Raw genomic sequence first — 13,454 nt, 5'->3', positions numbered from 1 at the left:
TGGAGAATTCAATGACTGAAGATTTCTTGCTACGCTATAAATCCGGTTCAACGATTAAAATAATTAATGATTGGAGGAAGCATGAGGTTCAGAATAGTGATGTTCAGAACATTGTCTGGGTAGACATTAAAGTCGAGCTACCATCATCAACACAGGAAAAAATAATTAGAATTGGTGGCCAATATGTTACCTCGATTAAGGTTGTACCAAATGACGACGATCCAACTGAGTCAAGAATAGAAATAAATTGCAAAGTAGCAAGGGATAGAGAATGGCCTAAATGGGACACACTTCATCAGCCTCAAATTTTTAACTTATTGTATCAGTGGGATAGTGACCGGATTTTTAAAAAAAAATACAAACGTGATATTAGGAATCATAATTCGTGGCGGGTAAATTGGACAGAATGGCATAAACATCTCTTCGATTCATCTTTTGTCGAAGATTCTTACTCCAGTGAGGATGCATATCCATTATTTGGTGAGTGGTTTAATCCAGCAAATACGACTCGGAATCTATATCAAAATGGTGAACGCAATACTACGTGCCGTGAGCTCATGCCATGGGATTCCATGGGAATTCTTGAAAAAGGAACCAATGATTCAGCTGGTAAAGCAAATTTACAGGTATGCGTTTGGTATGTTCCTGAAGAAGGTATAGATAAGGATGTTCATGTTGATGGTGCGTTACATGTTTTTCTTTATTCAGCGACCATACTAGATAAAAACACAAAAGTTACCGCAGCACTAAGAGGGATGAAGGGAGTTTCACTTCTTCATCAGATGGAAAGATGGTGCTTCTCTCCTGCACTTTATATCACCTCTCTAAGCACTATACATAGTGATTCTTCCGCTTTCCCTCCTGGTCGATGGTCTGCACTCATTAGCTGGCAAGGGCGAGATTTTGTTCATCCCCGCAGAAACAAACGAACTGATATAGCTCTTCAGGGCTGGGAATCTTTCGATTTTCTTTGGCTGTGGAATCGGGCAGTAGAAACTGCATTTGCATCAACAAAATTATTAAACGGCGGTTCGCCACTGTTGGGTTTACCTGTTTTTCTGAATAAAAACATTGGAGCTATTCGATCAAATATATTGATTGATCCATCTTCAAAGTCACATGTCAGGCACGTTTTTCCTGCAGTTCGGGAGAAAGACAAACCTTTCTCGGTTGCTTTCATTTGGAATTGGATGGATTCAATTCTCGATGGGGATACACAATCTGCAATTAATCTATCACCGCAAACGTTAATTTTAGAGAATGGCAAGTTTCTCAATAAAGATAATAAAGATTCAATCCTTTTCGATCAATGGCAATCCGAAATTATCCAAGATTGGGAATCTCTTCCGCTTGGGGATAAATCGAAAGATTTATATGATCCTTATTTCGTAACAAAATATGAGATTAAGAATGTATCAATATTTCCAATTATAGATCAAAGATTTGAAGAAATATTTAGCAAAATCCTTAGAAATTACAAAAATACTTCACAAAATATAACCGAACGTATTCTTTCACGCTTCACTATTCAATTTGATAGTCGGAAGGTGGACAAAAACAGTGAAATTCGCATTGGTTCGCTTATCATTAAACCTTCGAAACCTTCGAAACCTTCGAAAGAAGCTGCCACTTTAGAATGTACATTACGAGGTAGTTGGAGCAGCGAGTCTTGGGATATCTATCCAGAATTCAAATTAACATTAAAGGACTGTGAAATTCACACCTCGGGCAGTAATGATGCTGACCGAGACGATATCTATACCCAACTTGATGTTGTGGCTGGCGATGAAGATCGATTGCAGCGCGAGACATCATCACTTTTATATCCACAATCTGTCTTAGCAACTAATGCTGAGTTTATTCTTCGTTTCAAATCGGAGGCTGGCAAAAATTCTGTAATGGAAATGATTGTTGAGTCAAAGTCGATAAATCAAGGTAATGGCAAGAACAATGGTACATATTTTTTTAATGCAAGACCCTATGTCGAAGCGCAACTTAACTCTATTCAATTTGATGCTGAATCCGGCGCCAGAATTGCAACCTGGCGCAGTGATGATCCCGATGGTGCGCAATGGCGATTCGGGTACTCCGAAATGGGTTTCAGGCTACCGCCGCAAGCGGTGGGTGAAGAAATGGAACGGGGAAATCGGTTTTGGACGAAAAATCATACTCCCTATATCGAGAAAGACAAGCCGATTCGCTTTCGATTTTCTCCGCCAACTTTCGTCACTATCAGACCCGGCATTCTGGATCGCCGATATAACAAAAACCCAGCCAATCTCCGCGAAATCATCCGTAACTCGGATGTAGAGCGGTTTGAAACGGAGGCAGTCTATCCCTTATCGATGAAGTTTGCTCGCGATCAAAATCGTGAGCCTGAGGTACGAATGACAGAAGTTGCCGAATTTTTCGGTAGACCTGCTGAGAATCTTCCATTTTTTGATGGCAAAATAGACAAAAAAGAATTCCCTAAGTTCATTTCTGAGGAAAATCTGCTTGATGATTATTTAGCGAAATGGTATCAAGGTGTACCTGGGGTGGTAGAACAGGGTAAAGCAAGCTATATCAAAATGCGTAGCGCGCAAAGCGCTGCGCGTATCAACTTTGTCTCTCGTCTTGCAGTAATGCATCTACATGATCCCTATCGCAAGGATCATAAACTGTTTCTAACGAAGGGGATAGAATTCCGCTTGCGTAGTCGTAATGAGGGTGCTCCAGCTCTGGCTAATCCTCTTCCTACGGGTGTTGATTTCGACAAAGATCAAAAGAAAATAACCGAGAATTTTCTTACTAAAGATTCAATTGACTGGGAAAACGTAGAGTCTATCCGTGGCGGCCTGATACATACCATGGAATTTCCAAGTGAATTGGTTGCGGTATTACGTGGGCCGGTATCTAGGAATGGCGTGATAGAAAATCTATCTTTTTCTGCCCTTGGTGCATGGGGTAAGGTTTCAGCGAGCTTTGATAATGGACGGACAACGTTTACTGCCGAAGTGCAATACGGACAAGCATCCCGCATTGTCAAAACGCGTGTCGGTCGTATTGGTGTGCTGTGGAATAAAGCCAACCACGTGATTGTTTACGAGCGCACCACAGTGCCCAGTTTACAATTCGAGAGTGAACAAGGTAGCACTTTAAAAGGCTGGCCAATTCTTCGAAAAACTGAAGAATATATAGAGCTTATCGAAGATGAGCGCTTATTTGAAACCGAGAAATCAGCAATTGATAATCGCGCGGGAGCTATTTTCTCAAGCAAGTTTTTTACCAAACGTATTTATGTAAATGGTTCTTGGGGACGGGATGTAGCCCATGGATACGAAATCCCGCTATGGAATAAGGAAGATACGAGTGGATTCTATCCAAAGCCATATGCCGCTTTGATGACCTATGCGGCAGGCGAAGATAAAACCCGGCAACGTCACGAAGAACCACATCAGTTATTCTTTTATTCGAACACAGAACCGCAGACTGGAAGTGAAAGCAATGCATGGCCAGCGAAAGTATTGGTAGATTTTCAGCCAGGATGGCGATTCGATGTGACCTCTCGTGAAAATAAAAAAGGAGAAATACCGAAAGAAGAATTGAATCATGTACTAGAGGCATCTTCCCTACCAAATCCTGGGCCACAAATGCCTAGAAACCCACGTTTTAACATGGCAGTCCTGTCGGAAGGACCAGGAAATGTACAGCAAAATCGGGGCGAGAGTCCGATGCTTGTTAAATTTTCAGTGCTCGCTATCGAGCGTACCTCACTTACCGGAAACGGGATAAGTGATGAGCATTTAAACAAAAGCGAATTTGAGAACGCACGCAATAATTATACTAACTTCCAAGAACTTGCTCGTACTAGCATGAACGCGCAAAGCATCGAAGAGGAAGTAAAAAAATTCATTGATCGCCTTGATCCAACTCGCATGGGTATCGGCAATTTGGATTGTATGGCGCTTTCAGAGAAACTTCGCGCTGAATCCAAACGTTTTTTTGACGACTTAAGGTACCGGAGCAACCAAGCATTATCAGAAGATAAATTAAAATTGCCCGAAGCTATCAATACAAACGCAATTACCGATTCATTCACAAAATTCTGTGAAGAAAGAATTCAATTACCAGTCACTTTACTTAACGAGTTTGTTAAAAACTGGGCATTAAAAATTGAAGGAATTCGTCAAACGTACGAAGCGGAAGGGAAAGATAAAACACTTAAAGAAATAGAGAAACTGGAAACTGACATTCGATCAACCAGAGAGAATGTAAAACTAAAACTCGAGAATGTGAGCAAACGAGTTCAAATTATTTTTGAACAGAGTAAAAGTTTGGAAACTATTTTCGACGAAACAATCTACAATAAAATAAAAAACCTAGATCATGCTACAGAAAAGATCGCAAAAGAGGTTCGTACTGCTGTCAACGATTTAGACGCAAAACTTGCTGCAATTTCCGACCCTCGACTACAGTTAATTGCAGAACAGATAAGAAGCTCATTAGCTAGAGTTGCTATAGATGTTGAGCTCGCAGTGACCAAACAAGATCGGCTCGGCCCCGCAAAAGAACTTTGCTTAGCAATTAAAGCATTATTCAGTAAATCAAAAGAGTTCATTCAGGATACTCAATCAATATTGACCCCCCCGAGTGAAGACTCGAAGGATGGCGGTAAAATTTGGCGTGCTTTTAATGATGCAATGCAAAACTATTTTGACGATCCATTAATTAAGCTCAAAAATCTACCAGATGATGCAATCACAGAACAAATCAATCTGCTTGCTTACAACCTACAAGATTCAAGCCAAAAGATTGAAAAGACACTCATTAAAGAATATGAAAAGACTATTGTTGGTGAAGTTATTCCAGGGATTAGAAAAAAAATAAATGATGGTGTTATTCAAGTACTTGAAGAATTGAGAATTGAATTTTATAAAAATATAAAAGCAATTGGTAAAGAAGTATCTGACAAGATTAAAGAGTTAGAGAAGAACGTTAATAGAGTGATTAATGATAGTACAGCATCATGTGAGCAATTAAAAGAAGAGCTCAAGCAATTAGAAACATGGGCTAATGACAAAGTGACCAAAGTAGTCGCTGGTGCTATTAACAGCGAAGCGCGCAAGCAGTTAGAGTCACTGGCATCGCAAGCCGAATTATTCAAAGACAAAGGTTCGCAAGCTCTTAAGCTATGTAAAGCCATCGGTGACATACCGAGTCTGCCTCACCTAACCTTCAACGCTGATCGCGCAGAATATGTTTTCGATGATTTTAAGAAACAAATCGAAACATCACCATTTGCAATGAAAATGCGTGAAATTGACGATGGTCTCAAGGGTCTTGGTCTATCAATTCCCACTCGCCAACTACGTGACCAGTTCATGCCGGATACGTTAAAGGATCTTGATTTTGGAAAAGTATTCAAGAATATTGCTGGTATTGATTTCCGGAATATCTGCAATGGCCTAAAAATTCCCGCTATCAATGAAGATCACGTCAAAGTGACCCATGGTTTCGATAAGGAAACGCGCAGCGCCTGGGCAAAAGCAAATGTGCATTTTGAATCACCTGAAGAATCTACCGTATTTGGCGAGAAAGCAATCGCAGTAAAAATGGCGGCGATGTCTATCAATGCTACAAGCGATTTTCGAATCGGACTGGATGGGCGGCGGACAGAACAGACTGAAGGTGTTTTGACTTGTGACTTGGCATTGGATCTGAGCGATAAGCGTTTAGTCAAATTCCGGCAAGTAACAATAACCTTCAATAATCATGGTAAATATGATTTCAATATTGCTCCCGATAAAATAGAACTTCATCCCAGCCTCAAATTTATTTCCGAATTTGCTGAAAGATTCCAAGGAAGCCTGCCGCCCGCTATCCAAATTGAAAAAGATGAAAAGGGTTTTCCTACTGGTGCTAAAGCATCTTTCGAAACCAGGGTGGAAAATCTGCCACCCTTGGGTGCCGTTTCGATCGGTACGCTAACCATAGCATCTGGACTAAACTTGTTAGTCAATAAAGGCGATTTCCAAATAGGAACCTATATTTCTGTAGGTACACGTTCAACCCCAATTTTTGTACAAATAGGTTTTCTAGGCGGTGGCGTATGGCTAGAAGGACAGACAAAGCTAGTAAAAGGTAAGCCAGAATACAAAGTCACTTGCGGACTTGCAATTGGTTCCACCCGCGCTTTTACCTTGGGCGGCGTTGCTCGCGGATTATATTCAATCTTAATTTTCGCTGACATCCAATTTGAAAGTACACGCCAACATTTTATCGTCGGCATTCTTATAGAAGGCTCGGCGAGAATTCTCGGCTTAGCTAACGCTTGCGTTCGCTTGCAGTTGGAAGCCAATCATTCGGGGGGTAAATCAAAAGGCACCGGAACACTGGATGTCTCAGTAAAGATTAGCTGGTGTTATACCTTAAAGGTCAGAAAGCAGGTCACCAAAGAGTTCTAATCAATTCAACAATGAAGCGAACAATAATAAATTGAGGAGAAAGTCATGGGTATTTTCGGTTGGGTGTTGCATTTAGGACGCTGCGCTTATCTTGACGATGATTCGGTAGTGTTATCGGTAAATTTTGTTATGCCAGCAGGAGAACCAGACTTGGATAGTTGGAATCCAGAACATCCTCCAGGTTTGCCAAAGGCGAGGTGGTCAAAAGTTGACGCCATAAAACGACTAGGAGATCTACTTTATCCATGGCAATGGGAAATTAAGTCATGGAAACTAGTGAAATTAGATGCAAATGGCAAAAATTTAAAAGAGTGCGAAGTAAATTTTGTATCAGGTTGTTTACCTATAAAAGACAGGATATCTCCGAGCAAAGATTCAATCTGGAATGAAATAGAAAATGAAACTAAAGAAGGTAACTGTGAGAATGTGTTTTCTGCGGATGCAAAATATGCAACAGCTGAATCTGGAGGGAAAAGCTTTCCTCATTTGTTTGCTCCGCTAACCCACCTACCCGCAGGCATCTCAAATGAGGTATTGCAACTGGCAGGTTTCTTGAAAATCGGCAAAAAAGAGAGAGAAGGTCTTGGAAACGAGGATTCAACTTTTCTCGTGGCATTCCCAATCTTCAAAGCTAAAGAAAAATTATTTGAACCTCAGAGTTACAAACTTAATATAGGCGACTCAATAGCCATTGCTGAATGTACATATCAACAGGATTCTTCAGGTGTTAAAGTTTGCTTTTTACAGAATGCATTAAAAGCTACTGATTCTGTAGAAGCACTTGAAGACGAACCAATAGAAGTTAACATCCAAACACATCAAAAGAGTGATTTCGTTTATGAAGCGGAATTGCGTACGTATTTGCACCCCATTCAATTGTTATCAATGGGATTGGGGAAACTTAATCAGTTGAATATAGAACTCAGTTCACTAAAAGAAGAACTGATGACATTAAAGACTTTCCCCGGATCTGATCCAGCTAAGATTAAAGAAAAGGAAGAAGAAATAAAGAAAAAAGAAGAAGAAATCAAAGATGAAAAAGATTTCTTCCCGAAATTACTGACGCCTGAATCCTTAAAAACAATTAGAAAGAGAATCGTCAGTATTTTTGGCTGGGGATGGGATCGGATAGATGCTCACGTTCCATCAGAGAATCCTAGGCCTAATACTAATCCGCATATTCTGGACTATTTTTTTCATGAAGAAAAACCTATAGCTTGGTTAAATAATCAGCAATGGTTCGTTTTAAAAAATATACTCGCATCAAAAAAAATTGATGAACTTAATGACAACGATAACAAAACCATAATTGCAAGATATTCAACATTTTTAGAAAAATTAAGACTGAAAGATTGGGGTGATAATTTAAAAATATGGACTAATGATTCTATAGCTATCGATTCAGCACTGGAAAGCCTTCAATTCTTATCGAATCCGAATGCGCTGACCAATGAGTTTCTGGCTTGCGCTGCTTGGCATTTAAACGTAGCTGGATGGATCGTAAATGTCGAACCAGATCCAAAACCAGATTCTGATGTAGAAAAGATTATCTATGATGCACTTTGGAAATCCGAATTCTCAGCTCGAATGGTTCGATTGTTTTGGGAAAAAGGCACTAGTGCGCAATTTAAGGAATGGTTCCGAAATCATGAAAAGATTAACGATCATGCCCCGAAGATTGCTGAATATTTGTGTGAAGGTCTGGACGAAAAGGAAAAGATTAATACCTCAGTAATAGAAAATATTATAAAAATAGCAGCATTATTATCGGAAAAAGAAAATGTGCAGGCTGAAAACAAAGATACCGGCTTGACTTTAGCGATAAAGGAAGAAGCGAAAGAAGCCGAGATCCGAGGATTCGCTATTACTTTGCGGGCTGGATTTAAAGGTATAGATGGGGAAATGAAATGGGATGACAGTCGGGCGAAATGGATAACAGATACGCATTGCGTCGTTTTAGATAAAGAAAGAAAGCTGCAATGGCTTGAAGTTTCTAAGAGTAAATTAGTATTACACGAAACGGTTGGTGCAACTTTAGACCATGGCAACCTGGTTGCATCATTTCTCTACAATGGCGGACCAGTCGCATCGATTCCTGCAGATAAAGACGGTAAAGCCATTTCAGACAATATCATTGGCGAGGATCTTGATGGAACGAACTGTTTGGATTTCCGTTGGTTCGAAGATAAGGATAAAAAAGAAAGCCAACTGCCCTTACTTGGATACGGCCTCTATTACCAAGCAATAGCAACGGCAATTGATAATGCAGGAGGTATCAAGGCAACCCGCTTGCGTAATGTCGGAAATTACACGGAACTTAACAATACCGATGCAATTTTTACAGAAAGTAGAGAACGAGTACGATATCTTTCGCATGAAGCACCTAAGGCATTGAGCGTGCAGCCAAAGGCAACTACAGAAAAATCTCATTTGGAGCTAGCTCTATCTTGCCATGAAGAAAGTATAGTCAATTTATACCTGAAGAATAATGAAGAAATAAAATCAGAGAAGTCAAAAAGCACTCAGGTATATATGCTATGTCCAGCTGAAGCCAATGATAATGATAGCCATTATTCTATAGAAGCAATAGGGCTTAAAGAACTTACATTTGAAATCGGATCACCCGATGCTGATGCCGATTTTATTACTCGCTGGATGAACACTGAGATTTTTCTTGCTGAACAAAAATTAGGGCAACTTCGAAAAGAGCCATTTAATGGGGCTGATAGTGAAAAATTAATAGCATTTCGTGATCTTAGGGTCAAAGAACGTAAACAAAATAAGGTAAGTCCTGGCTACAAACCATATATACCATTTCATCCTGCAGTTACGCATATCGGAATGAAATTTGAATACTTGTCTAAGGGGGAAATTAAACCTATAGCGAATATACCAAATCAATCTATTCCTGTTATTGAAAAAATTAATTTCGACAATGAAAATAAGGAAATCATCAAGTATCGGGTTGAATTGAAGATTACAAGTGTTGCTGGAAATATTATATCGGTGGTTCTCAAATCGAAAGAGGATAAGAATATAAATATAAAAGAAATGACCTTGAGCATTCCCAACGGTACTCAGGTTAAAGTTTCTTATTATTGCCTAATACCAAATTGGATGTATAGAGACAGCGAAGATTCGATTGCACGTTTTTTTGAATCTGATCAGTTTGACATAGAAACTTTCAAAGGCTTTCACGCCCTTTTTTCTGCGGAGCAGTGGTTCGAGGTATTGCCGAAGGATTTCTTGCCAACCCAGTGGTTCGACGAATCGTCAGAGAATGACTTGCCAACACTAAAAAACCATAAACTTATTGAACTTGAGTTGAAAGATGAAAAATCAGATGCATTTGTCTTGAGTGCAAGTGTAAGTGGTGATGATAATAATGCCATAGAATTGGGTAAATGGACGCTGGGAGGCTACCTGGAGCGTCATGAATGGCATTGGACCGGCTATGCTGTCGATTTTCCATCGGATAATGGTCTTGATCAATGGTTAATACGCCATACGGGCGTGGAATCCTACCGGGAATCGATTGATTTTGAATTCGAGACGATATGGAGTGAGAAAAAAGAGAAGCAACAAATTCTCAAAAATGGCCCTATCACTCGCTTAACTCTTCCTGATTCACGCCCTGGACGATATGTAGCTTATACAATGCGTCCACGCTTACATTATCAGCGTTGGCTGAATCCTCTCAATAAATATGTAAAAGCATGGTCAGATACAGTTTTTGCTAGCGGAAGAATAATTCCGGGATCGGCAATTGATGCTACGAAAATACGCCTGCCAATCCCTGCACTAAAATGGGCGATACCGATGACTATGACATTGGATGCTAACGCTCAGCAGAATGATCACATACCGCCAAGAATAGAAAACGGCAATTTACTTGTACTGGACGATGCAATTTATCGCACCGATGCGCTAGCCCGGTTTGGCGGTATCGGCGAGAGAATTGAGATTGATGTCGTAGAAACCCGTTTCTCGGAAACACTACAGCAGGGTGTAAATCCGATATTCCATTCCCGAGAAAAAACTGCTTTTAAGATTAAATCACTCGATTCATTTGGATTAACTTATGATCAAGGCAGAAATGCCAAAGTGGCACAGACTTCATTAGTAGTCGTTCCAGAAGGAGCTAATGGTAAATGGGTTATGTCACAAGTAAAACTACGGCGATTGATTGAACCACATTCCATTAGCGGATCTGTTATAAACGAAGAAGATGAAGAAGGTAAAAAGAGACGGTCAGTTGCTTTACGGAAAATAGGCGATGAAGTTGTACCCGAAGATTTTTGTATTCAATTTTCATTTGACAAAGATTCTAGCCAAGAAGTATCGATCACAATATCGGTCAGAAAGAACGACGAAAAAACAAATGCATTTACTGTTACTCCATCATTTGAACTGCAGAAAAAAGGGACTTATCGTTTCTTGTGTTCATGGCATAAAGGACGATGGGATAAGAGCGATCCAAGCTGGAGGATGCGTGTAGCTTTGCAAACACAGAGATTAGGATTAATGCATTGGGATACAAGTGAAATACAATCTTGCTTTGTCCTTGAAAAGAACTGGGAACACACTATTTCTTCCGGATCAGATAAGTACTATCTTTCAATGAATGATATTTCCAAAGATGTGAAAGAGCTGGAAGTACAACGTATTGCGTTAAGTGATTACACAGAACCTCTTTGGCTAACATTTATTGGATCATTCGGTCAACAACCAATTGGACGGCCGGATGAATACATTCTGCGCAAAGGAAATAGCAAAGTTGATTCTTGGTTACTTTCGTATAAAGATAAAACAGATATCTTTAATTGGGTTTTGTGGGAGCCACCGCCAAAGCGCGAATTTTATGAGAACACTGTGCCTAAAAAAGAAACTGACGAATCCTATATTGCTAGGCAAAAATGGTGGGATTATTCGAAGAATAACAAAACCACCTTCCAGTTGCTTTTTGTTTATAGGCCTACAGCAGATATAAATCGAGGATCAATTGATACATCAACAGGGGAATTTATAGGATTATTTGCTCCGGATATTGGAACCGGTAATGCCTGGGCGGGCACTTTTACTCCTTGGCATCCAGTAAGCATTGAACTCCAAGCTGGCGATTATGCCTATTTGCGATCTTTTCAACGTATCAATGTTAATTGGCCAGAATTAAAAACGGATGATCCAGAAGAAAAAAAATCAGAATTAAAATCAAAATTGCCTGCACTGGAAACTTGGGAGAATTTGATAGAAGAAATTTTTCGTAATGACAAAAATAATATGCCTGGTGGTGAATCTACAATACGACCTTTGCCGGAAATTCTTGGACCGATTCGTTTTGATTTTGAGAAATAGGCTGGAGAAAATATGAGTGAATTAAGTGGTTTGATTTGGGTGAAGCGATTTCCTGGTAGTAATAGCACCTCGGATCTTATATCCTCTTTTAGAACAAACTTAGAATCTTTCCTGGCTGCACTAAAAGCAGCAGGCGCAAGCATTCACATTAGCGCTACTTTACGTCCTCCGGAAAGAGCTTATTTGATGCACTATGCATGGGGAATTGCGCGTGATTCCATAAATCCATCTACTGTACCACCAATGCCTGGAGTTGATATCGATTGGGCACACAAATTGCCTGATGGCACCATTGATTCGGCCAAGTCAAAACAAGCTGCAGAAGAAATGATAGGGCCAAGAGGATATAACATGGTGCAGAGAGCAGCGTTGACAAGCAGGCATACAGAAGGACGCGCTGTCGATATGAATATTTCATGGAGAGGAAATCTTGTTATCAAAAAGAAAGATGGTTCTGAAATAACCATAGATACGGAACCCAGAGATGAAACTAACACGAGCCTACATTCTGTTGGGGCTAGTTATGGTGTGATTAAATTGTTAAGTGACCCGCCTCATTGGTCTGATGATGGTCATTGAGATTTAGCGACTACATTTGTGTTTTTCCGTAAATTCGCTTATTTCCTGCAAATACTATTGTGTTTAAGTAGTAACTTCGCTTTTGCAGAGCACAAAAAACTTGGCTTGGGGATAGCTGTCATGGGTGATCCGAAGATCTCAAATCCTAAAATCGTGAGTGAGCCAGGGGTTTTTAAGCAGTTGGATGAGATCACTATTGTTTCTATTCCAGATATGTTGCGTTATTGCTGTGCAAAAATTACAGGCGGAGGATTTAATGAATCTTCCGCAATTAGAATAAATAGCAATACTGGACAGCAGTTAACAGAACACCACATAGAATGGTTGCCTCAAATGATTGCTGGAAGGTTTGCTGTAGCGATAAAAGGGAATAAAAAAATTATCGAACAAGAAACTAATGAAAATAATAAAAACACGATCCTTGTTGATATAGATGCAGATAGTGCGCCAGAATTAATAAAGATTTGCGCTAGCAGCGATGGCATACACATTACAGTTTGGGCTAGATCGTTTGAGAGCATGTCAAGAATATGGCATGCGTATTACTATCTCAGTCAAGATTTGGAGCCGAATTGCTCACCGGAGGAAATAAGTCTTTTAGATAGCGATCTTTTTCTGGATAAATTTTTTCATAGATTGAGTTCACATTTTTTCTAATGAGAAGAAGCAGAATTGCATTATATTAGTCGAACTGTGATAAGTTTTTTTCAATAATCATCATACAAATTGAGGGGGAAAAATTGAAAGAGTATAAATTCAACTTAATTCGCGCCGTGGACAATAAGAAAATCGAGATCAAAATTACTGAACCTTCTCCTATCCCTCCTATTCATTGGGAGGATGAAACAGTGTCAGTTTGTTTGCACATTCAAAATGGAAAAGTAAAAGTTGTTACTTCTCCTAAAAAACTTGTGCTTTATGGGGATAATGAGAATCAAGTCGTTATTACTTTAGAAGGTGCAAGTTTAGAAAATGAGCCGCCCAAGAAAGGTCAGGCTAAATTGGAAAATAGTGCCTGTGATGGAGACGATTGGGAATGGAAGAAAATATCGTGAAAATGCAATGCTCTCGACC

At 39.8% G+C, this 13,454-nt stretch carries 5 protein-coding genes; all 5 read left to right on the top strand.

Annotated elements, in window-relative coordinates:
• The first annotated feature begins 11 nt into the window (after positions 1-11).
• The 5 genes from HRU78_12780 (at position 12) to HRU78_12760 (ending at position 13,435) form a co-directional block, all read left to right on the top strand.
• A complete protein-coding gene (locus tag HRU78_12780) occupies positions 12-6,446 on the top strand; it encodes a hypothetical protein (protein ID QOJ24404.1) in 6,435 nt (2,144 codons plus the stop codon).
• A 45-nt stretch (positions 6,447-6,491) separates the two neighbouring features.
• Entirely contained in the window at positions 6,492-11,801 is a 5,310-nt protein-coding gene (locus tag HRU78_12775) for a hypothetical protein (protein ID QOJ24403.1), read from the top strand.
• 12 nt (positions 11,802-11,813) lie between these two features.
• Complete coding sequence (locus tag HRU78_12770) at positions 11,814-12,380, top strand: peptidoglycan-binding domain-containing protein (GenBank protein ID QOJ24402.1); 567 nt, start codon at positions 11,814-11,816, stop codon at positions 12,378-12,380.
• A 120-nt stretch (positions 12,381-12,500) separates the two neighbouring features.
• Entirely contained in the window at positions 12,501-13,037 is a 537-nt protein-coding gene (locus tag HRU78_12765) for a hypothetical protein (protein ID QOJ24401.1), read from the top strand.
• Between the two features lie 83 nt (positions 13,038-13,120).
• Entirely contained in the window at positions 13,121-13,435 is a 315-nt protein-coding gene (locus HRU78_12760) for a hypothetical protein (protein ID QOJ24400.1), read from the top strand.
• Positions 13,436-13,454: the final 19 nt, after the last annotated feature.

This window comes from Gammaproteobacteria bacterium (assembly GCA_015709635.1).
Taxonomy (GTDB): Bacteria; Pseudomonadota; Gammaproteobacteria; order Burkholderiales; family Nitrosomonadaceae; genus Nitrosomonas.
This window is presented reverse-complemented; position numbering and strand designations above follow the sequence as displayed.